Origin of the sequence: Labilibaculum antarcticum (assembly GCF_002356295.1) — a bacterium.
Taxonomy (GTDB): domain Bacteria; phylum Bacteroidota; class Bacteroidia; order Bacteroidales; family Marinifilaceae; genus Labilibaculum; species Labilibaculum antarcticum.
This window is the reverse complement of sequence record NZ_AP018042.1, coordinates 2,412,443-2,434,340: the sequence shown is the minus strand read 5'-3', so window position 1 is coordinate 2,434,340 and position 21,898 is coordinate 2,412,443. Positions and strand designations below refer to the sequence as shown.

19 protein-coding genes and 1 tRNA gene are annotated in these 21,898 nt (G+C 34.8%); 9 read left to right on the top strand and 11 right to left on the bottom strand.

Annotated elements, in window-relative coordinates:
• Positions 1–453 precede the first annotated feature (453 nt).
• Positions 454–864, top strand: a complete 411-nt coding sequence (locus tag ALGA_RS09640; RefSeq protein WP_096429111.1) for an OsmC family protein — start codon at positions 454–456, stop codon at positions 862–864.
• 68 nt (positions 865–932) lie between these two features.
• Positions 933–1,943 (top strand): NAD-dependent epimerase/dehydratase family protein, encoded by a 1,011-nt coding sequence (locus ALGA_RS09635; protein WP_096429110.1) that lies wholly within the window; start codon positions 933–935, stop codon positions 1,941–1,943.
• 137 nt (positions 1,944–2,080) lie between these two features.
• Here ALGA_RS09635 and ALGA_RS09630 read toward each other — a convergent pair whose 3' ends face one another.
• The 5 genes from ALGA_RS09630 to gldA form a co-directional block, all read right to left on the bottom strand.
• On the bottom strand, positions 2,081–2,497 hold the full coding sequence (locus ALGA_RS09630) for a DM13 domain-containing protein (protein WP_096429109.1): 417 nt from the start codon (positions 2,495–2,497) through the stop codon (positions 2,081–2,083).
• A 113-nt stretch (positions 2,498–2,610) separates the two neighbouring features.
• Positions 2,611–2,925, bottom strand: coding sequence for a hypothetical protein (locus ALGA_RS09625; RefSeq protein ID WP_096429108.1), 315 nt, complete (start codon positions 2,923–2,925; stop codon positions 2,611–2,613).
• 513 nt (positions 2,926–3,438) lie between these two features.
• A complete protein-coding gene (gene metK, locus ALGA_RS09620) occupies positions 3,439–4,695 on the bottom strand; it encodes a methionine adenosyltransferase (protein WP_096429107.1) in 1,257 nt (418 codons plus the stop codon).
• An 838-nt stretch (positions 4,696–5,533) separates the two neighbouring features.
• Complete coding sequence (locus ALGA_RS09615; RefSeq protein WP_096429106.1) at positions 5,534–5,911, bottom strand: GxxExxY protein; 378 nt, start codon at positions 5,909–5,911, stop codon at positions 5,534–5,536.
• A gap of 44 nt (positions 5,912–5,955) precedes the next feature.
• The gene (gene gldA / locus ALGA_RS09610) at positions 5,956–6,855 is read right to left on the bottom strand and encodes a gliding motility-associated ABC transporter ATP-binding subunit GldA (protein WP_096429105.1); all 900 of its coding nucleotides are present in this window, start codon (positions 6,853–6,855) and stop codon (positions 5,956–5,958) included.
• Between the two features lie 155 nt (positions 6,856–7,010).
• Here gldA and ispG point away from each other — a divergent pair, with 155 nt between their 5' ends.
• The gene (gene ispG, locus ALGA_RS09605) at positions 7,011–8,963 is read left to right on the top strand and encodes a (E)-4-hydroxy-3-methylbut-2-enyl-diphosphate synthase (RefSeq protein ID WP_096429104.1); all 1,953 of its coding nucleotides are present in this window, start codon (positions 7,011–7,013) and stop codon (positions 8,961–8,963) included.
• Positions 8,964–9,138: 175 nt separating this feature from the next.
• A complete protein-coding gene (locus ALGA_RS09600; protein WP_231706097.1) occupies positions 9,139–9,819 on the top strand; it encodes a hypothetical protein in 681 nt (226 codons plus the stop codon).
• A 14-nt stretch (positions 9,820–9,833) separates the two neighbouring features.
• Here the strand turns inward: ALGA_RS09600 and ALGA_RS09595 are convergent, their stop codons facing one another.
• Entirely contained in the window at positions 9,834–10,457 is a 624-nt protein-coding gene (locus ALGA_RS09595) for an HAD family hydrolase (RefSeq protein ID WP_096429102.1), read from the bottom strand.
• 99 nt (positions 10,458–10,556) lie between these two features.
• On the opposite strand from ALGA_RS09595, the gene ALGA_RS09590 reads away from it, so the two are divergent.
• The 4 genes from ALGA_RS09590 (at position 10,557) to ALGA_RS09575 (ending at position 13,974) form a co-directional block, all read left to right on the top strand.
• Positions 10,557–10,630, top strand: a tRNA-Ile gene (locus tag ALGA_RS09590).
• 357 nt (positions 10,631–10,987) lie between these two features.
• Positions 10,988–11,959 carry an ABC-three component system protein gene (locus ALGA_RS09585; protein ID WP_096429101.1) on the top strand — a complete coding sequence of 324 codons (972 nt, stop codon included), beginning with the start codon at positions 10,988–10,990 and terminating at the stop codon, positions 11,957–11,959.
• On the top strand, positions 11,952–12,197 hold the full coding sequence (locus ALGA_RS09580) for an ABC-three component system middle component 8 (protein ID WP_096429100.1): 246 nt from the start codon (positions 11,952–11,954) through the stop codon (positions 12,195–12,197). Before ALGA_RS09585 ends, ALGA_RS09580 begins: the two co-directional genes overlap by 8 nt.
• 1 nt (position 12,198) lies before the next feature.
• Entirely contained in the window at positions 12,199–13,974 is a 1,776-nt protein-coding gene (locus tag ALGA_RS09575; RefSeq protein WP_096429099.1) for a DUF2326 domain-containing protein, read from the top strand.
• A 124-nt stretch (positions 13,975–14,098) separates the two neighbouring features.
• Here ALGA_RS09575 and tssO read toward each other — a convergent pair whose 3' ends face one another.
• The 5 genes from tssO to ALGA_RS09550 all read right to left on the bottom strand — a co-directional run bounded on the left by tssO (position 14,099) and on the right by ALGA_RS09550 (position 19,111).
• Positions 14,099–14,608, bottom strand: a complete 510-nt coding sequence (gene tssO / locus ALGA_RS09570; RefSeq protein WP_096429098.1) for a type VI secretion system TssO — start codon at positions 14,606–14,608, stop codon at positions 14,099–14,101.
• A gap of 153 nt (positions 14,609–14,761) precedes the next feature.
• Positions 14,762–15,916 (bottom strand): hypothetical protein, encoded by a 1,155-nt coding sequence (locus tag ALGA_RS09565; protein WP_096429097.1) that lies wholly within the window; start codon positions 15,914–15,916, stop codon positions 14,762–14,764.
• A complete protein-coding gene (locus tag ALGA_RS09560) occupies positions 15,913–16,935 on the bottom strand; it encodes a PKD domain-containing protein (protein WP_096429096.1) in 1,023 nt (340 codons plus the stop codon). The genes ALGA_RS09565 and ALGA_RS09560 overlap by 4 nt, the downstream gene beginning before the upstream one ends.
• The gene (locus tag ALGA_RS09555; protein WP_096429095.1) at positions 16,935–18,734 is read right to left on the bottom strand and encodes a type VI secretion system baseplate subunit TssF; all 1,800 of its coding nucleotides are present in this window, start codon (positions 18,732–18,734) and stop codon (positions 16,935–16,937) included. Before ALGA_RS09555 ends, ALGA_RS09560 begins: the two co-directional genes overlap by 1 nt.
• 14 nt (positions 18,735–18,748) lie before the next feature.
• Positions 18,749–19,111 (bottom strand): GPW/gp25 family protein, encoded by a 363-nt coding sequence (locus ALGA_RS09550; protein WP_096429094.1) that lies wholly within the window; start codon positions 19,109–19,111, stop codon positions 18,749–18,751.
• 337 nt (positions 19,112–19,448) lie between these two features.
• Between ALGA_RS09550 and ALGA_RS09545 the strand changes: the two genes are divergently transcribed.
• Complete coding sequence (locus ALGA_RS09545) at positions 19,449–21,869, top strand: AAA family ATPase (protein ID WP_096429093.1); 2,421 nt, start codon at positions 19,449–19,451, stop codon at positions 21,867–21,869.
• Positions 21,870–21,898 lie beyond the last annotated feature (29 nt).

Below are 21,898 nucleotides of genomic sequence, written 5' to 3'. Positions count from 1 at the left end.
TTGACTGATTTAGAGACATTGCAGATTGCTTATAATTTGAAATTAATAGAAGAATATATCTTCATATTTGAAAGCAATAAAAAAAGATACCTCAATGCAAAAATGCCTGAAGTATCTTTTTAGCAAGTATTTATTTACGTGGTTAGAATCTCAACCTGCAGAATTTTTCTTCTTATACGAAGACACAAATTTCTTGAAAAATGAAAACAGTAAAACTAACAGTAAGACCAATTAAAAAAATCCATAAATATCTTACATACTGAACTAAAAATCATTTCTGATGCAATTGAAAAAATATAAGAATAAACAAGAAATTAAACTTCTAATTCGATATATTCCAACTAGAGTAAATTTTATTATCTAACTCGTATGAAGATTTTACTATCTATTTTATAATCCTTAAATTCACAGAACCAAAATTGCTTACTACACTTCACTAAATAGATAAACAGCATGATAACTATCAAATCAAAATACCTTGGTGATTTAAGAACCGAGTGTGTTCATTTGCAATCGGGCAATAAAATTTTCACCGATGCACCAACTGATAATCAAGGAAAAGGAGAAGCATTTTCGCCAACCGATTTATTAGCGGCCTCACTTGGGACTTGCATTATGACCATTATGGGAATTGTTGCTCGAGATAACAATATTGATATTACTGGAACCGAGCTGGATATCACTAAAATTATGGCCAGCGATCCCCGAAGAGTTTCTGAAGTAATCGTTGAATTTAATTTTCCAAATAGGAATTACACGGCTGAAGAAAAGAAAATTATAGAAAGTGTTGCAGGAACCAGTCCGGTACCTTTAAGTGTACATACCCAAATGACACAAAGTATTAAATTAAATTGGGCTCAATAGCCCTCTTTTTTTTATATCAAATTTACAATCCCTTCTTTTTTTTAGGGATGATAATTAATTAACAGTTTATGATTTTAGTTACTGGAGGAACAGGTCTTGTTGGCTCGCATTTATTATTTGATTTACTTTCGAAAGGCAATAAAGTTCGTGCCTTGAAAAGGGAAAACAGCAATATCGAGTTCGTACGCACTACTTTTACTTACTACTCTAACAATGCCAACGAACTTTTTAAATCCATTGAATGGATAGATGGAGATATGATGGATCCTTTTTCGTTAGAGGATGCACTTAAAGACATTGAAGATGTATACCATTGTGCTGCGCTCGTTTCTTTCCAGAAGGAAAACCGCAAAAATATGCAGGACATAAATGTAGAAGGAACCCGCAATTTGATAAATGCCTGCCTGGAAGCCAACATCCGAAAATTTTGCATGATAAGTTCTGTTGCAGCTTTGGGTTCGCCTGAGGAAGGAGAAAATTCTGTTACTGAGAAAACACCTTGGAGCCCTGAAGAAAAAAGATCAGGTTATTCAGCCAGTAAATTCAGATCGGAATTGGAGGTATGGAGAGGAATAGAAGAAGGATTAAATGCAGTTATCGTGAATCCATCGATTATTCTTGGGCCCGGACAATGGGACAAAGGAAGTTCTCTTCTGTTTAAAACCGTTGCCAAAGGTTTAAAATACTACACCAAAGGAATTACGGGCTATGTTGATGTTCGTGACGTAAGCCGTTCGATGATTGAGTTGATGGAAAGTGATGTTGTAAATGAACGTTTTATACTGAATAGTGATAATTGCAGCTATGAAATTATTTTCAAAACCATTGCGAAATATTTGGGAATTGCCAGTCCACAAAAATATGCTGGTAGAAAATTGACCGAACTTGCTTGGCGATTAGCTTATTTGAAAACAATATTTCTATTTAAACCAGCAGTACTTACAAAAGAAACAGCCCGGGCATCTCACAATATAAAATACTACTCGAACCGGAAAATAAAAGAGGCTCTGAATTTTGAATTTATTCCTGTTGAGAAAAGTATTGAAGATACGTTGAAGCACTATCCTAAAAAGATTTAACTTCAAAAGCACCTAGGGCAGTCAGGAGGAATCATAAAATACAATTCAGTTTTGTGTTTCACCATCAAAGACAATGAGCACAAAAAAAAAGCCCGATTATAAGATCGGGCTTCAAAAATATTTTATCTTAAAAAAATCTACTGCAAAACTGCGTGTCCGAAACTTACTCTAAATTCGACACACCAAACAATCACGTATTTTAAGCTTTCCAACTCAGTGCCTTCAGGAATACTGTACTGATAATTTCCGTTGAGTCCTTTTAAGTCACCCAGAGAAACGTAGGTTTTAGCTGATAAATCGGTCGCTAAATAAAGCTCTAGCAAAGGCCCGTCGTCCGATTTAAAATTGCTTAAAGATAGTGTTAAGCCATCTTCACTAATACTTGCAGTTCCTGATGTTGGATGAGCATCGGAAACAAAATTTGCCGATGTTTCTTCTTCCTCCATCATTTCTTCTGATTTATTGGGAAGTTCATCCATTTCATCGATCATATCTCCGCTGCTAGAGCAGGCTGTAAACAGAAGTAGTGCTATGTATAAATACCAATTTTTCATTTTTAAAATTTAGAGTAAATACTATGCTTAGGCTGCTCTTTTTTAATAAAAGACCTTAGAGTCTTAATTTAGTGATTGTCGCCGGAATTTACAAGTATTACTCAAGTATTTTATTATTTACTGCTTCCCAATAGTTGAATTACTTCTCGAAGCATTTTATTTTCTTGTTGCAATTGATCCATTTGAGGATCGACAGGATTAGTAATGTTTATTTCATCAGCCAGAACTTTAAAGAAATTCAATTGCAGTGCTTCACAAACCTCCCAAAGACGATCAATTTGCATGCTTGGTCGTTTTAGAATATGATACATGGAGTTTAGACCAATGTTCATTTTTTGTGCAAGTTCAGGAGCGCTTAATCCTTGTCGTTTCATTTCGAACCTAATTAGTTCGTTAATAGCAACTGAATTTTTAACTTTTCGTCTCATAATGATTCATTTATGAATTAGCTTGACAACGCAATATTCTTATTGTAACAGGAATAAAGCTAACAATAATTAGCTGATATTGCTACATATTGGTATCAGATTATTATTTATTGGGAATAAAATAGGGTTTAATTTCGATAAAATATTATTTGAGAGTAGTACTATTTTAGTTGAGAGTGGTAATATTTTATTTGAAGATTACATATTATTATTTGACATCTGTGAATTGTTGCTATTTGGTAATAGTTTATTAATTTATTGTGACTTACTGCCATATGCTTAACAAAGCTTACTTTAAATGGGGAGGAAAAATGTTTGGTGCCATGTTGAAACTGGGTTTTGGGTTAGGGATTACAGTGGAAACCCCGCAACGAGGTACGAGTGAGGAGTTGGAACGGAAAGCCCGCCCCGCAGGGGGACCCCCCAAATAAATTTTACGCTTTAAATAATTGGCAATAAAAAAGCCATTCCAAATAAATGGAACGGCTTTGCATATATTGTATTTGTTGTTGTTTACAAATTGAAAGCTTCTTTTACTTTCTCGATATAATCTAATTTCTCCCAAGTGAATAATTCCACCTCAAGCTCTAATCCTTCAAAATAGGGAGATTCGAATTTTTTAACAACGGTACGAGGAGTTCGCCCCATGTGACCGTAGGCCGCTGTTTCTTCATATATTGGATTACGCAATTTCAATCGTTGCTCGATAGCAGCCGGACGTAAGTCGAAAAGCTCGGTAACTTTATCGGCAATTTGACCATCGGTAAGGCTTAGGTTCGATTTTCCGTAGGTATTTACATAAATTCCTACAGGCTCGGCAACTCCAATTGCATACGAAAGCTGAACCAACAACTCCTCTGCAACACCTGCAGCAACCAAATTCTTGGCAATATGACGGGCTGCATAGGCCGCAGAACGGTCAACTTTCGAAGGATCTTTTCCTGAAAATGCGCCACCACCGTGAGCCCCTTTTCCGCCGTAGGTATCCACAATAATTTTACGACCGGTTAAACCGGTATCGCCGTGAGGTCCTCCAATTACGAATTTTCCTGTTGGATTTACGTGCAAAATGAAATTTTCATCGAACATAGCCTGCATACGCGCTGGTAATTGTTTAATTACACGAGGTATTAATATGTTTCGAACGTCTTTTTTAATTTTTGCCAGCATCAATTCATCATTCGGGCCAAAATCATCGTGCTGAGTGGAAACCACAATAGTGTGCACTCTTTCGATGGTATCATCATCGGCATATTGAATGGTAACCTGCGATTTTGAATCAGGACGAAGGTATGTCATCTCTCTTCCTCCGCGACGAATAGCTGCTAATTCGATCAATAAGCGATGGGAAAGTTCAAGAGCCAAAGGCATATAATCATCAGTCTCTTTACAAGCGTAACCAAACATCATTCCTTGATCACCTGCTCCCTGTGCCATTGGATCTTCACGATCGACACCACGATTGATATCAGGCGATTGTTCGTGAATAGCTGATAAAACGCCACATGAATTGCCATCAAATTGATATTCGCTTTTTGTATAACCAATGCGGCTAATTACCTCACGAGCTACTTCCTGAGCATCGATATAGGTATTGGTTTTTACTTCACCAGCAAGAATAACCTGCCCGGTAGTAACCATTGTTTCACAAGCAACTTTCGAATTTGGATCGAAAGCTAAAAACTTATCTAATAAAGCATCTGAAATTTGATCCGCTACTTTATCTGGATGTCCTTCAGAAACAGATTCTGATGTGAATAAATATCCCATAATAATTTAATAATAATTAGTTGTGATGTCGACATCATGAATTGCATCCATTAAATCGACAGGCAATGTTGTTTAAGTCCGCTAAGTAAATAACGGAGTCACGATACGGGAAAGCAATGGTTGGTTGTCTATGCGCCGAAAAGCACATAGTTCACCATTTAGCATTTTTTTCCGTGGTTGCAAGCAGCCAAATCTTTCCACATAATTCGGGGCAAAGGAAAGTATTATTTCGGAAATAAACAAAACTAAACACTTGCTTTTACAACATTTAAACAAATGCTTGAACTGAAAAACAGGGACTTCCGAGCCAATAAAGAGTTGTAAGTCTTAATTATAGTGGGAATTTAGGATATCTTTTTTCACCCCTGAAGAACTTTAAAGCTAAATAATTTCAATATCATTTGAACAAACTTAATTTTTACCACAGAGAACAATGAGGGAAACAGAGGGCAAAACTGCCATGATTCATTTTTTTTCTAGGTGGTAAACATTATTTAACTCTACAGAACCAATTTTTTCACCACAGAGGGCACTGAGGTACACAGAGGATGAGCAAGACTTAGAAAAATTGGAAGTATGAGAATTAAACTGATTCATTTTTTCTAGGTGGTAAACATTCTTTAGCCCTACAGAAACAATTTACAACATGTTTTTTCTACCACAGAGGGCACTGAGGCACACAGAGGGTAAAAAAGCACAGAGATTCAAATATTTTATAAACGAAGACGGTATTAAAAGAAGAAAGTTTTTTTCTCTATGAAACTCCGTGGTCTCTGTGGTCGATTTTTTAAACTCGCAAAAAACTATTTTATTCTACCACAAAGAGCCCTCAGAAACATTAGTAACCATTAACAACTCTCTTGATACCGTACTTTAACTTTTCAACGTTGAAATTAATCATCAGTCCAAGCCTTCTATCTGCTAGTTTTAAATAGGTTAGTGTTTGTGCTAAATGAATATCCTTAAATGACTCAATTGATTTTAGCTCAACAATTATCTGATTCTCAACAAACAAATCGAGTCGATAACCGCAATCTAGTTTTACTCCGTCATAAATTATCGGAAGTGCTTTTCCTTTCTCTACTTTTAAACCAGCTTTTTGCAATTCATAAAACAGGCATTCATGATATGCTGATTCTAATAATCCTGGCCCAAGAGTAGTATGCACTTTCATTGCAGCCTTAATTATCTTTTCAGTAATCTCATTTTCCTTCATATTGTTTTTTTTGTAAACTTAAAGCTACATCAAAACAGATAAAATTACAAAGTGAGTTGGTGGAAAATATCCTCTAAATTTTCCGATCGGGTTTTCATCTCCAAAATCACCAGATTTTTCGATACAGCAAATTGAAATACTTCTTTACGGATATCCGTTTTGGAAACAAAACAATACCGGTTTTCACCAAGAGCGTCGATTTCAACCACTCCGTTAATTTCCTGTAATAAATCAGCAGAAACTTCCGAAGAAAATTCGACATCAATTCGTTGTGCTGATTTGTTAGCAGCCAGAAAATCAATACTTCTATCAGCAACCAGTTTTCCTTTATTTACAATTAAAACACGCTTGCAGCAAGCTTCTACTTCCTGCATGATATGCGTAGAAAGCATCACGGTTTTTTCTCTGCCGATATCCTGAATCAATTTTCGAATTTCCAAAAGTTGGTTCGGATCCAATCCGGTAGTTGGCTCATCTAATATCAATACTTTAGGATCATGAATTAATGCCTGAGCAATCCCGACTCTTTGGCGATATCCTTTCGAAAGAGATGCAATTTTTTTATTCTGTTCCACACCTAATCCGGTCAAATCGATCATCTCGGCAATTCGCTTTGCTTTGTTTTTACCCAATTTATAAATGGATGCCACATGATCGAGATATTCTTTTACATACATTTCCTGATACAATGGATTGTTCTCGGGCAGATATCCAATTTGCTTTCTTATTTCTAATGAGTCAGTACTCACATCAAGTCCATTCACCTCTACCAAACCTGAAGTTTGAGGAATATACCCGGCAATTATCTTCATCATTGTTGATTTCCCTGCACCATTTGGCCCTAAGAATCCAACAATCTCACCTTGATTAATTTCAAAACTCAAATTATCCAAAGCCTTTTGTTTACCGTATAGCTTGCTTACTTCCTGAACTTTTACTGACATAAAATCTATTTCATTTTTACTACAAATAACAACCAAGTACATCACAAAAGTTCACAAATAAAATTAGTGCATATCTTGCAAAGCTTCCTGTAAAGGTTCATCAAATTTATAAAATTTATCCCTTACCTTTGTACTTCAATATTAAAACCTAATAAATGAGTTTCTCGAAACATAAACTTTTTTGCAAAGATATATTTAACTACTCTCGTCGTTTATCATCAGAATCGAAAATAGGCGATACTCCGCTTGGTGCTAAAAATCCCATTCGAATTCAATCAATGACCAACACTGATACCAATAACATTGAAGCCAGTATTGAGCAATCCATCAGAATGATAGAATCGGGAGCAGAATATGTTCGATTAACTGCCCAAGGAACTAAGGAATCTGAAAACCTGAGGTTCATAAAAGAAGAACTGGTTAAAAGAGGATACAATACCCCTTTAGTTGCTGATATTCATTTTAATCCTGCAGCCGCATTAATTGCAGCAAAATATGTGGATAAAGTACGTATAAACCCAGGAAACTTTGTTGATAAAAGAGCCGATTTTAAGACTCCTGACTATGGAGAAGCTAAATATCAGGAGGGACTTGAAAAAATAAAAGATAAATTCATTCCCTTTCTTCGTGTTTGCAAAGAACACAACACTGCTATTCGAATAGGAACAAATCATGGGTCTTTATCAGACAGAATCATGAGCAGATATGGCGACACACCCAGAGGAATGATTGAAGCGACTTTGGAATTTCTGCGAATTTGCAAAGAACAAAATTTTGAAAATGTTACTATTTCCATTAAATCGAGCAACACGGTAATGATGGTGAAAACCATTCGTTTGCTAGTTAGCGAAATGGAAAATGAGAACATGCATTACCCTTTGCATTTAGGCGTAACCGAAGCTGGTGAAGGTGAAGACGGTAGAATTAAATCGGCCGTTGGAACAGGAGCACTTTTAAATGATGGAATTGGCGATACGGTTCGGATATCACTAACTGAAGATCCGGAAATAGAATCTCCGGTAGGAAAAAAACTAGTTGATTATATTTCGGAAAAAATTGGTCATGCTCCAATTTTGCCCATTGAAAATACAGACATTAATCTTTTTGATTTTTACAAAAGATCGACATTACTGCTTGGGAATATTGGCAGCGGTAAAGTACCTGTTGTGGTAACTGATGCAAGTCATGAAAAATACATTTCGTCAGAACTTCCCGAAAAAGCAGGTTTCATTCTGAATCAGGATACATTTGAATGGGAGAAAGGCAAACTTGCCAGCGATTATCTGTTTGTGAATGGTTTCGACCCTATTTTTGCCGATTACCCAAAAGAATTAGGAATAATTGTTGACCAGGTATGTTGGGAAATGGCAAATAATTTTGCGGAAAACACCTATCCTCTTTTTCAAGCTAAGGAGTTTTCGAACGCGAATTTAGCCTTCTTTCACACCGATATCCTTTTTGTTGAATGTGCCTATTCCGATTTATCTGATGAATTTATTAGGCAAATCATCAAGAATCCAAAAGTCGTTTTGGTATGCTCTTCAAAGCATCAAAATGCATTTGCAGAACAAAGAGCTTTTGCTTTCCGGTTGGTTCAATCTAAATGCAAAACGCCGATAATTTTTAAGAGATCATTCGAAGAATCGAATCTGGAAGATATTCATTTAAAAGCATCAGCTGATTTAGGAAGTTTGTATTTTGATGGATTCGGGAATGGTATCTGGCTTGATAATAAAGGTAAACTCTCCCATGAAGAGATTAACTCAACCGCATTTGGAATTTTACAAGCCGCAAGGGTAAGAACAAGTAAAACAGAGTTTGTCTCCTGTCCGGGTTGCGGAAGAACCCTTTTCCAGCTTCAGGATGTTGTTGCAGAAGTAAAAAAACAGTTTTCACACTTAACTCACTTGAAAATTGGAGTAATGGGTTGCATTGTAAATGGTCCTGGCGAAATGGGTGACGTTGATTACGGATACGTAGGTGCCGGACCCGGAAAGGTATCTTTATACAAAGGTCGTGAATTAATTAAAAAAAACATCCCCAGTGAGAGTGCCATTCATGAGCTTACAGAGATCATTAAAGGTCACGGAGATTGGATTCATAAATAATCCATTTCAAACTTTTTTTTATCACTCTTTGTTTTAGTATCTTGCATCTAGACCAACATGATTTTACATAGTGAAGAACAAAGTCACACTACTCATTTTTCTTTTCATATTTAATTTTGCTAATGGAGAAAAACTCGAATTAAATGGGATTTTCCTTGGCAAAAATATCTATGTAATGAATCCATTTTCGGATTCGGGAGTGGGATTTTGTGTGTACGAGGTGACTGTTAATGGAATGACCTCAGCTGATGAAATTAACAGCAGTGCTTTTGAAATTGATTTATCTAAATTTAATTTTCCTATTGGAGAGAAAATAAACATTACTCTTCATTATAAAAATGGATGTTTGCCAAAAATCATTAATGCTGAATCCATTAAACCCGTTAGTTCGTTCAACCTGCAAAGCGCCGTTGTTGATAAAAAAGGATTCTTGAATTGGACTACCAAAGATGAACTAGGTTCATTACCATTTATCGTTCAACAATATCGTTGGAACAAATGGATCACGATAGGAGAAGTTGAAGGTGTTGGCCTCCCTCAAATAAATAAATATCAGTTAAATGTACGCCCACACTCAGGCGAAAACAAATTCAGAATTTATCAGTTAGATTATACAGAAACACCAAATTATTCTTCGGAAATAAAACATCAGTCTGCTTTACCAGCCATTACATTTGGTCCCGAAAAAGTAAAAGATGAGTTACTATTCACCAATGAAACTCTTTACGAGATTTACGATAACTACGGTAATATCGTTTTTAAAGGCTTTGGTGACAAAATTAAATTGGAAGGGCTTCAAAATGGATTGTATTACATCAATTATGACAATACAATGGGAAGTTTCCGTAAGAAATAACTTTCCTTTCCAATTTAAAACAAATCCAAAACAGTTTCTCCATTTTCCAGATCAAGAAAGTGAGCCTGCATTCCTACCGATTTTGCGGCTTGGTAGTTTGCATACATATCATCAATAAATAAAGTTTCCGAAGCAAGTAAGCCTTCATTTTTAAGAAGAGCTGTATAAATCTCAGGATCGGGTTTTCTCAGGCCCATATTGTGAGAATAATAATCTTTTTCGAAAAAGTCGGAAAGGCAAACACCATGAACTTTTTGAATCATTCCCATATAAGCTTCCCAGTGAATTATATTTGTATTACTCAAAAGGAATATTCGATGGCTCTTTTTAAGCTTTCCCAATAGCTCTAAACGTTCATAAGGCAGATCTAAAAGCATGGAATTCCACGCACAATCAATTTGCTCATCGCTAACTTCGGCCTTAATATACTCTCTTATTTCGAGGCGAAACTGATCAGCACTTATTGTACCTTTTTCCAAACGATCAAACAAACCATTGGTTTGATATTCTTTTTTCACCAAATCAGTATCAACTAAACCAATCTCTTTAAAACTCTTAACTGCCTGACTCGTATCAATATTAAGGAGCACACCTCCAAAGTCGAAAATTATATTTGGTATGGAATTGTATTTTTGCATAAAAAAATGGTTTCAAGTATTGAATAATTCAATACAAATATGTAACATTGCACTCGCAAAACAAAGGTAATGAAATACTTTTACCGTCTTGTTTTCATCGGGCCTATAGCTCAGCTGGTTAGAGCACCTGACTCATAATCAGGGGGTCCATGGTTCAAGCCCATGTGGGCCCACCCCCTAATAACAAAGCACTTATATCATTACGATGTAAGTGCTTTTTTTTGCTGTTGCACACAATTTGCACACAACTCGGATTAAGTAGAAAATTTTACTGCTAAAACAAATGATTAGGAACTTGTATGCGTAATCTATTTGTAGTAGCCTAAATAAAATGAATTTATAACTAGAATTGTTTGGATTATCCATAGAACTCGGGATATAAACTTATCAGCACAAAAAAACAGGCTAACAAAATGTTTTCTTTTAACGAAGAAGATTCGATAACTAAATTAATTTGTATTTTTGATGTTTAATTCACAGACTTTTAGATAGAAAAGCAATAGCATTTAACTGTTATATTCATAAAAACTATGTCATATAAGAAAGAGCCAATAATAAAATCAATTACTGACAATTTAGCGTTCTCTTCCAAAAGTACGACCTTAAACAATGTAATTGGATTATTTGATAGCAACAGGCTTGCACAAGATTTTTTCGCCTCATTGTTCAGTCTAATATTTGGCTATACAGATCTTAAGGATTTGGACAAATTGAATGATGTTGTTAATTATCCTGCCATTGATTTAGGGGATGAAACTGCAAGAATCGCATTCCAGATAACTACTCAGTCAGATAGCCCCAAGATAAAAGACACGATATCAAAATTTCTATCGCATAAGCTATACGTGAAATATGATCGTCTAGTCGTTTTTATAATCGGCAAGAAACAGTCGTACACAACAACTTTTGAGACAAAAGGGAAATTTAATTTTGATAAAGAAGCTGATATTTGGGATGACAATTCTTTGGAGAAAGAAATTGATAAACTGGATATTAAAGTTCTTGAAAAAATTCAGTGTTTTCTTGAAGAGAACCTAAAGGAATTTAAACTACCTGAAAGATTATTTGAGAATGACATTAAAAATTGTATTAGTATATTGAAACGAGACTTTGGCAGTAGTGAAAAAGTTTCTAGTATAGTTAACCGAAATGATAATGCTTTTATAGATAAGAAGAATGAACTAAATAATATCTCTTGGGTTTTCTTCAAGAGTAAGATTAGGGGACACTTGCAGTATAATGAAATGATTGGTAACTTTCTCAGAAACCCCATTAATTATGAATCTCAAAAGGCGTATTTTGGAGTAGCAAACGCAATTCAAGATTATTATATCAAAGAGAAGGTTAAATTTTCTACTTTTGAAGAAATGTTTAAGGAAGTATTCAATGCAATCAATACATATGATGATGAAATTCAGGGCATAAATGTAAAGATTAAGATTTTACTACATAACATGTATTTTAATTGTGATATTGGAAATAATCCCATAATTGATGATTAAACCAACAAAATATACAAATATTGATTTATCAATTCTTGGCTTAAGTTCAGAGATACTAAGACTTTTGATAGTTGATGGTTCGCTAAAGTACAACCAAATTCTTGGCAAGATTATTCACAAGAAAGGTGAAGAAGCAAAGGAAAATTTTCTTCTTGCGTTAAGTTTTTTGTTCCTACTTGGTAAAGTTGACTATTATCCAGAAGAAGATGTAATTATATTAACCTCCGTTAATAAATAAAATGAAACTATCCAAAATATATGCAAACGACTCAAAATTTAAACCAATTATTTTTAATGAGGAATTAAATGTAATATATGGAAATGTAGAGAGTCAAATTGACAATGGGACAGGAAGAGTTCAGGAACATAATTTAGGAAAGACGTCATTAGTGTATTTAATTGACTTCTTACTTTTAAAGAAAGTTTCTAAGACTAACTTTTTCGGAAAATATGGAGGTTATTTTTCGGATTGGGTTTTTTATTTAGAAATAATGCTAAATGATGGCAAATTTCTTACGATTAAAAGAGCAATTCATCCTAACACTAAAATCTCTTTTAAGGAACACTTTTCAAAAAATCAAGACTATACTAAAGAAACTTCGTGGGATTATGAGAATTTATTGCTAAACGCCAAAAGCAAGGATGATAATCCGAAATCTATTTTAGAAGATAAATATTTGAGGTTTAATGTAAGTCCCGAATTCGATTATCGCAGTTTTTTACCTTATCTGTTAAGAACTCAAAATGACTATAGTCAGGTATTCTTATTATCTGAATCTTATTCGCATAAATCAAGAAAACCTCTTTTGTTTGATCTATTAGGTTTTGAACCTTCACTTCTTAAGAGGAAATATGATCTTGATGACGAAGCGAAAGATGAATCCAAACAGATAACCAAACTAAAAAAAGAAGGTGCTTCGGATGAAGTATATAAAATTAAAGCCGCTATCGAGGTAAAAACGATTGAAAGAGATGAATTAAAGAAGAAGTTAGACGATTTCAATTTTTATCAAAAGGAACAAAAAATTAATTTTGACTTAGTAAAAAAAGTTGAAACAAAAATTTCCGAATTAAATAAAGAACAATATTCTCTTGATTATAGTATTGAACAGATACATAAATCACTGGACTCAAAGAATACGCCCACACTTCAAGTTTCTGATATTGAGCAGCTTTTTAAAGAGGTTAAAATATATTTCCCTGACAGTTTAGCTAAGGACTATAAAGAAGTTCTAAATTTCTCTTCCCAAATAACAAAAGAACGTAGCAAGTATTTAAAAGATGAGCTAGAAGAGTTGTTACGCCGAAAGAATAAAGTTAATAGGCGATTAGAGGAACTCAATGAAGTTCGTAGCCAATCTCTAGCTTTGTTACAGGAAAAGGATACCTTTTTGAAATATAAAAAATATCAAGAGGAATTAATTCAGTTAGAGAATGAGATTTTTCATTATAACAAATCTCTTGAAGGTGCTAAGACTATAGAAAATCTTGAATTTTCATTAAGTAATACCAAAGATAAGATAAAAGATCTCTCTGTTGACATTAAAAAGGAAATTGACGAAGACAGTTTAGAGTATAAGGCAATTCGTCAAATTTTTCAAAATATTTATAAAACCACATTTGAATACACCGCATTATTGATTGTTGAACCTAATACGGTAGGAAATGTAAATTTTGAAACCACTGTCTTAAATCAATCTCAAAATCTAACAGGTAAAGCCGATGGTTATACATCTACAAAAGTTTTGTGTGCTAGTTTTGTTTTATCGATTTTGATTCATTATTCATCCTCATCATTTTACAGATTTGCTTATCATGATGGAATTATGGAGAGTTGGGGTGATAACCACAAAGTTCATTTTATCAATCTCATGCGTGAATATTGTAAAAAAAACAATATTCAATATGTCTTTAGTTTAATTAAGAGTGATGTTCCAAGTGGATTTCAACTAAAGGCAAATGAAATTGTTAGAACCCTAAGTAAAGATGATTATTTATTCGGATTTGAATTTTAGCATTTATAAATACAAATGCTGAATATTAAACAATAAGCTTCACAATTAATATATGATTCATACTAAAAAAAACACCTAATCATTTGATTAGGTGTTTTTTTTCATACTGTAAATTGGTTTTATATTATTTTGCATTGTGCCTATAAATATCTAAATCTCTTTGTTTTGCCTCTAATTTATCCTTCAATTCTTCAATAATATCGACATAAGACTCTATATCCGTTTTTGCATCCTCTAAATTAAGCAATTCAATTTTAGCCTCCTTCAGTTCAAGATAAGTCAGAATAATATTATTATACATTCCAACATGCGAAGTACTGTCTCCTGCAATAAACTTGGTTCTCATTACGGCTAATTCTGTTGAAATTAACTGATCTGTAAATTCAATATTAGTTCCTTTGATCCCAATCGAATCAATCAAGCCTTTCACCTTATCCATTTTATCGGCAAAATTGTTAGTCTGAGTCTTTTCTATACTCAGATAATTAAGCCTATTATGCAGATATCTATTTTCCTTTTCGGGAACTTTCAAATTAAAGAACACAATAACAACAACTAGCGAAGAGGTTAGTAGAAACAATAAAAGGAAACTAATAAATGCCTTTCTGCGTTGTTTTACATTAAGTGATTTCATATGTTTATAATTTTATGTTTTTGCCATATGGTCCCGAAAGTTTTCGGGATTACCATGCTATGATAATCATCTCCCTGTGTGTCAAAATCACTTTGGCATGGACGTTTCATATTTTAATATGCTTTACTATTTTAAACTCAATTCCACTAAACATTATTCTCTCCCAAAGAAAAACGGTCTCTTTTTCTTTGCCGTGGTGCTACCTTCTATTTCTTCTTCCATCAGCGTTTCTTCCTTAACAAACAAGTCAGTATCTATCTTTTTACCGATATAATCTAATCCTGATAGAATGTGAAGCATTTGCTTTAACAAACTAAGTAGTTTTACGATCCTATCAACAGATAAATCTATTTTATTATGATCGTAACGATGCTTGACAACTTGACTTAACGCATCCTCAAATTCGCCTTCATTTACATTACACCAATCCGAAATGTAAGTCAAGAATTCATCCTTACCGCAACCTTGCCAACCATCTAATGTATTCTTTACAATACGAGCCAAATCCATCACCAATATGACCATCTCAACCGGAATACTGTAAGGCGTTGAAATTCTATATTTAGAAAGACTAACGCTCATTAAATCCAGGAGTTTGCAACAAATCTCATTCAAGGCTTTTGCTAGCGGATTATCTTGTTTTTTTAGGCGGATTTTATTAACAATTAAACCCGAATATTTCTCAATGGAACTCAAATAAATCTCAACCTGCTTATAAACATCAAACAAAACAGGATTGGAAGAAATTAATGTTGAGGCTACGATATATTCCGAATCGATGTTCCAAACGGTATCCTCCCTTGTTATCCGACCAATTACCAAATGGTTAAGACCCAATAAAATCTCCGACAATTCATCCTCTTCTGTTATAGAGATTTTGATTTCAGGAGTTACAAAAGGCTTTCTTATCGGACTTTCGGCGGCATCAGCCAATCCAAAGGGCTGCCGCGAGAATGGATCTACCGATAAAACGACATAATACACAGCATCACTTTCAGCCTTAGGTAAATCACACTTAAATTCCCTCTTAGAATCTTTTCCTTCAGTAATTTTATATTGAAACCCACTCGGCAAAATAATATCTACAGGCTTAAAATTTACCAATAGCTGAATATCGTTATCAATATCCATCCACAAAAAATCTCTCTCACTCTTAACGAGACCAAAACTTAGGGGAGATACAGACAAATTAGCCAAACCCATGCTGTTCTGTATGAACGAATTTTCCTGGGCAATAAAGTGTTTTTTATTAATATTCATGCCGTCCACCCAATTCACAGGTAAATGCATTTCTTTTTCGTTTATCATAGTAAATCGTTTATGAAACCCCTTTTTTTCTTGTATCGAATAATAACATTTACAATTCGGGTACTATCTCTTCGTTCTGTAGAAAATTCCTTTATAACAATGTTACTCCGCTCAACATCCTTTATTAATTTTTCAAAGGTTATTAGATCTCCATTGCATCTAGCCATCAGGTTTTTGTTATTTTCATTGAAATACGTCAAGAACTTCTCTTTATCACCACTGCCTTTTGCAATTTTCAGAAGCATAACTGTTAATTCTTTATCAGTAGGAAATGGTTTTTCTTTTACACTTTCCTTTTTAATATTGTTTAAAACGGTATAGACCTCTGGTGTTTCCGGGATATAAACCTCTTCCTTTTTAACCGTTGAATTATTGGTTGCTATAAATTTTTGTTTTTCAGATGGCTTAATGCGAACATATATTTTCTTTTGCACAGTAAACTCCCGGTTTCCATCAACAACCAAACTAATTGTTTTATAGCCTGGTTTCGAAAAGGTATATTTTACTGATTTCTTTTTTGAATACACCTGCCTTGATCCATTCACGCGCCATTCCCAGGAATTTCCGCCTTTTGTACTACAGGTAAATATGGCCGAAGCACCTACGAACATTTGTTTAGGACCTGCTATTCTTGGAATAATAATCATCGGCTTCTCATCTTTAAGTCGCTCTACGCTAATTAATTCGTGAAACTTATATTGACCATCAACTAACAATGTTATCGTATAATCACCAGCCTCACTATAAATATGAATTGGAGAATCATCCTGACTAATTTCGGTGCTGTCACCAAAATTCCATTCGTATGAATGATCACCCGCAGTATTGTTTCTAAATTTCAGCATTTCATTCTCCATGTGCTCATCACCCAATACATCAAAACTAACTTCTGGCGGAGCTTGCTGAGTATAAAATTTAAAGCCCAACAATGCGACTAGAGGGATCATAATAAATATGAAAAAATTAGAAATCATCGAATCAATCCTAAACTGACGAGGTTTAACAGTATTTTTTGCCATTATTGTTTGAATATTTGCATTCCATTAATAAATAAACAGTAAGGATAAATATTACTTCCTCTCTCTTCTAAAGCATGCAAAACTTCACGCCCTTCGAGCACTATTCCTTCATCTTCTACTATTTCCCGTTTAATACTTAATTTAATATCGATAGTTCTTACAAAACCGGTATTAGAATCCGGGCTCTCCAGTAATCCTTTTTCAATATCAATTTGCTCAACCATCTCCCCAAAAACATTACAGACCAAAGCTTTAACATCTTTTTTAGTTACAATTCGCCCTCCAGACAACATCATATACCTATTGTTATATAATTGTTCATCAGAGTTCAGAACATTTCGAGCCCCCGTCATAGCTGTAATAAAATAACCACCAGCTTGTTGGATAGATGCACCTTTGTATGGTAATATTGGAGTGTTCGGTTTTATTCCTTTTAAAAGCTTACCTGCTGTAGTATAATATTTTACAAAAATGGTATCTGCAATTTCCCTGTATTTTAAAAACATATACACCGGACTATGATATCTTTTCTTCTGATTTAATGATTGTTGCAAACGAGAAACGATTTGCCCAAGTACTTTTAAATCCTCTGCAAATTTGCCATTATCGAGCATGGCAAATGCAGCACTTTCATTCCTCAACTTTCCGATTAAAAAATTAATTGCCTCATTAGCATTCTCTGTTGACATACCAGCCACTCCATCGCGTCGCAATAGAAAAGTGCCATTTTCCCACTCACTTCCGTTTTGCACTCCGTATTCTTCATAAATAACACCATCATCCCCTTCAACCACTTCAAGAGCAAAAAAAGCTTCCTCGTCCTGTAAACTAATTACCGATAAATTTTCACTACTCTTAAAAACTTTCTCCCGTTCGGTAAGATTAACAACAGGTAAGGCATTCGCAAAACAATTAACCGCTGACAGTATGCTTGAATCAAACCCCTCTTTAAAGCAGATTCGTAACCAACAGATATTATCATCGTTCAAAGAACTGTTAGCATGAAAATCCTGTATTGACTCCGGATTTCTTTTTAGACTTAGAAATTGTCTCTCGTAGTAGGATAAAACTCTTTTTTTCATTCCGTAAAGCTCACTATTTGAACTTCCCCAATCTACAGTCAGCTCTTCGTCATCTTCAGAAAACAATCCAAAATCAACATCTAATTTTTCGTCGTCAAAATAAAATTTTGCATTTTTTAATTGTCGATAAAAGGAATCTCTAATCGCATCATTTCCTTTATAATCTAAAAACAGTTGAAAGCTGTTTAACCCATCCGTATTTACCGGGATTTCAATCCCTAATAGCACCTCGTTTTTTTCAACTGTAATATTCTTAAGCACATCAGATTCAATCCGCGACTTAAAACGATAATCAGTCATTTGATAATAGGCGGAATTTGAAAGTACATACTTAACACCTCCTTTAAACAGACTTGTTTCCTGCAGAGAAATAAATTGCAACTCCCGAAGTGCATCAAACTCATTCCGAACTCTGCTGAGAAATTTATAATTTGCCGGCAGACAAGTAACTGAATCGGTAGGATTTATAATAACAACAGAATGCCCTGGTTGCACACCTCCATGGATATGAGGAATCAACTGATTCATTAATTTTTTGGCAACACGATCCTGCACCTGATCCATTTCATGGTAGATCGATTCACTTTCCGCCGCAAGTGCCGAAATTAAAATTCGTACCAAGGGATCAAAAGAGGACTCGTCATACACTTCATCAATGGCCCACATTCGTGATGCCTGCCTCAACATTCTCTCTTTTATTAACTCTTTATGCTCCATTACTTATAATCAATTTAATAGTAGGACAATGGCCCCATGAAAAAGTACCCCGAGAATGCAAAGGGTTCATCTGTTTGTGCCAACGTTCCTGTTACCACCAAATCCAACTTCTTCTTCATACTTGTTACATTCTCTCCAACACCAACCAATGCTTGCGAAAAAGATATTTCCACCCCCAAATCATCCAATCTATTTTCATGATTTTTAATCGATGAATACAATCCATATTTAATTTGCTCCTTCAGTCTGCTGTCATTAATTTTATTATCAAAGTCACTATCCCAGATGGAACACCCGAAAGTTTCATCATACAAACAATCGCCTAAAGCCGTTGTTATAATTAAATATAAATGCTGAGATATAGACTCTTTTAACATGCAATGTTCAAGATCTTTTTTTTCGCATAATCGGCCAAACCTTAACGGTAATGTATAGTACGGTTTATTCAAAATTTTATTATTAACACAAAACTACAATTAAATTTTAATTACTGCTTACTTCTAGATTATCAAATAGTAAAGAAGATACGAATTTATCAAAAAAATTAGCTACTTCCATTATAATTTAACTAAAAAACATTTTCAATGAATAAATTAATAGAATATAATAATTATATTTGTTATTCTTAATAAAGAAATACTTATAATTTTATGATGTCTTAGGGCTTAATTAATAACCTCAATTATTTCATAATGTTAAACGACGTAATGTATCATGATAAAAATCGAAAATGGCTTACTAAAATTATCTGAAGAAATTAAAAACGCCATAATAGTAGCGCAATCTTACGCCAAAGAATATAGCAACCCATGCTTTTCTCCCGCTCACCTATTAAAAGGACTTCTGCACAAAGACAGCGGAATACGTGAAGAACTATTTGCAATGGATGTTGATGTTTATTACATGGAAGAATGGGCCGAAGTTCGCATGGAAGGCTGTCCTAAGGGCACAAAGTTGTCAAACCCAATTCCGGCCGATGATGGCGTAGAAAATATTTTTCAGGAAGCAGAGGAACTTAACTTGCTAACAGAGCAATTCGAACTCACTTCATTAAGCGTACTCACCGCATTAACAACACCGGGGGTAGGTTTCACTTTTGATCAACTAAAAACATTTCCTCTTCAGCGCAACCAGCTACTTGACAAATTATCTACAAAAAACATTACCAGCACAAGCGAAACAAATAAGAAGAAATCAAAAGACGAATTTGAATATCTGAGTGATCTCACGCTTTTGGCGAAGAACAATCAACTCCTGCCTGTTGTAGCAAGAGATCTGGAGCTATTAAACATTACCGAGACCATTGGTCGATTCACAAAACCTCATGTACTCATTACAGGGGAATCGGGTGTCGGTAAATCCGTTATGATAAACGGATTGGCGAGTATCATTTCACAAGGAAAAGCTCCGGAACTACTAACTCAATCAAAAGTATTTAAGCTTCAAATGGAAAATATTCTGGCTGGAGCAACCTACAAAGGTGAAATAGAAGACAGACTTCGTAAAGTTTTCAAACAACTGGAACCATTAAATCGGCCCATACTATTTCTAGATGATCTTCAAACATTAATAGATGACAAATCAGGTAATTCCGGCGTAACACATCTTTTAAAATCGGAACTAAACAAAGGATACTTTGTACTTATCGCAACCATTCCTAATGATTCATTTCGTAAATTAATTGATAGCGACAGTGCATTAAAAAGACTTTTCGAACACGTAAACATAGAAGAACCAGATAACACTCATGCTGTCGAAATGACCTTAAGCGCTGTCTCCCAACTTCAGGATCATCATAAATTAACAATTCATTTGGATCAAATAGCGGAGGCTGTTACTCTTGCCTCCCGGCACTTCAGCGAGAGAAAATTACCCGATTCCGCAATTGATCTTATTGACCGATCGATGGCCGGTACACGTGCTCAAATGGACACTTTGCCGGGAGAAATCGACCAATTGGAAAAACAATTAGATGCAACTGATTGTGAATTGTGCGATCTCAATGTTATTGATGCCGGACTTAGAAAATTCCTTACCTATATCGGTCAGCCCCAAGATGAATCAACTAATGATATCGATACAGCTACCAACTGTCGCAACATGATTTGTCTTTTACGCCAAGAAATCTCAAATCAATCCAACAAAATAAATTTTCACAACTTAGCTACAACTGTTGCCAGAGTAAGTGGGATTCCCGTAGGTAAGATCATGACTCGTGAACGAGACAGATTACTAGGCATGGAAGACACCTTGAAATCCTCAGTTGTAGGCCAAGATCAGGCAGTAACTGCGGTCTGTGAATCAATTCTTGAATCTCGCTCAGGACTTAACAGACCTGGTCAACCAATAGGTTCATTTTTCTTCTTAGGTCCAACAGGAACGGGGAAAACCGAACTTGGGAAACAACTTGCAAACTTTCTGTTTCAATCATCAGCTTCTTTAATTCGTTTCGACATGTCTGAATTTAAAGAAGAGCATTCGGCCGCTTTACTGTATGGAGCCCCTCCGGGATACGTTGGATACGAAGAAGGAGGTATGCTTGTAAATAAAATCAGACAAGAACCCTATTCCGTTGTTCTTTTTGATGAAATAGAAAAAGCACACCCTTCCGTATTCGATATCTTTCTTCAAATACTTGACGAAGGAACAATTCATGACCGTTTGGGAAAAACAGGAGACTTTTCAAATGCAGTTATCCTATTCACATCAAACATAGGAAGTCAATCAATAGTTGATCAATTTACCGAAAAACAAACATTACCTGCTTCGGATAAACTGATGGAAAACATGGCGAAATATTTTCGGCCTGAATTCCTTGGCCGACTAACCGGCATTGTTCCCTTCGCGCCAATAACTAAAGCAAACATCACAAAAATATTTAATCTGCAACTGCGCGAGTTAACCGAAGCACTATATCAGCAGGAAATTGAATTGGAAATCGACAACAAAACAAGAGAAAAACTCGCAGAGGAAGGATACTCTCCACAATACGGAGCTCGTCCCCTGAGAAACATTATACGCACCCGTCTTCGAACTCCCCTATCAAGAATGATCATTGGAAATGAACTTGGAGCAGGACAAAAAGTAACGGTATCATTCGACAAAAAAAATAAATTAAAACTAAAGGTTAAATAAAACAGATGGATTTTCATAGAGCAATGATT

What these genes read in the sequence shown, in the direction of transcription:
- ALGA_RS09585 (WP_096429101.1), top strand. Translation starts at nt 10,988, where the DNA reads ATGTCATATAAGAAAGAGCCAATAATAAAATCAATTACTGACAATTTA.
- ALGA_RS09560 (WP_096429096.1), bottom strand. Translation starts at nt 16,935, where the DNA reads ATGGCAAAAAATACTGTTAAACCTCGTCAGTTTAGGATTGATTCGATG.
- ALGA_RS09640 (WP_096429111.1), top strand. Translation starts at nt 454, where the DNA reads ATGATAACTATCAAATCAAAATACCTTGGTGATTTAAGAACCGAGTGT.
- ispG (WP_096429104.1), top strand. Translation starts at nt 7,011, where the DNA reads ATGAGTTTCTCGAAACATAAACTTTTTTGCAAAGATATATTTAACTAC.
- ALGA_RS09565 (WP_096429097.1), bottom strand. Translation starts at nt 15,916, where the DNA reads ATGATAAACGAAAAAGAAATGCATTTACCTGTGAATTGGGTGGACGGC.
- ALGA_RS09580 (WP_096429100.1), top strand. Translation starts at nt 11,952, where the DNA reads ATGATTAAACCAACAAAATATACAAATATTGATTTATCAATTCTTGGC.
- metK (WP_096429107.1), bottom strand. Translation starts at nt 4,695, where the DNA reads ATGGGATATTTATTCACATCAGAATCTGTTTCTGAAGGACATCCAGAT.
- ALGA_RS09635 (WP_096429110.1), top strand. Translation starts at nt 933, where the DNA reads ATGATTTTAGTTACTGGAGGAACAGGTCTTGTTGGCTCGCATTTATTA.
- ALGA_RS09625 (WP_096429108.1), bottom strand. Translation starts at nt 2,925, where the DNA reads ATGAGACGAAAAGTTAAAAATTCAGTTGCTATTAACGAACTAATTAGG.
- gldA (WP_096429105.1), bottom strand. Translation starts at nt 6,855, where the DNA reads ATGTCAGTAAAAGTTCAGGAAGTAAGCAAGCTATACGGTAAACAAAAG.
- ALGA_RS09575 (WP_096429099.1), top strand. Translation starts at nt 12,199, where the DNA reads ATGAAACTATCCAAAATATATGCAAACGACTCAAAATTTAAACCAATT.
- ALGA_RS09630 (WP_096429109.1), bottom strand. Translation starts at nt 2,497, where the DNA reads ATGAAAAATTGGTATTTATACATAGCACTACTTCTGTTTACAGCCTGC.
- ALGA_RS09600 (WP_231706097.1), top strand. Translation starts at nt 9,139, where the DNA reads ATGAATCCATTTTCGGATTCGGGAGTGGGATTTTGTGTGTACGAGGTG.
- ALGA_RS09615 (WP_096429106.1), bottom strand. Translation starts at nt 5,911, where the DNA reads ATGAAGGAAAATGAGATTACTGAAAAGATAATTAAGGCTGCAATGAAA.
- ALGA_RS09595 (WP_096429102.1), bottom strand. Translation starts at nt 10,457, where the DNA reads ATGCAAAAATACAATTCCATACCAAATATAATTTTCGACTTTGGAGGT.
- tssO (WP_096429098.1), bottom strand. Translation starts at nt 14,608, where the DNA reads ATGAAATCACTTAATGTAAAACAACGCAGAAAGGCATTTATTAGTTTC.
- ALGA_RS09545 (WP_096429093.1), top strand. Translation starts at nt 19,449, where the DNA reads ATGATAAAAATCGAAAATGGCTTACTAAAATTATCTGAAGAAATTAAA.
- ALGA_RS09550 (WP_096429094.1), bottom strand. Translation starts at nt 19,111, where the DNA reads ATGTTAAAAGAGTCTATATCTCAGCATTTATATTTAATTATAACAACG.
- ALGA_RS09555 (WP_096429095.1), bottom strand. Translation starts at nt 18,734, where the DNA reads ATGGAGCATAAAGAGTTAATAAAAGAGAGAATGTTGAGGCAGGCATCA.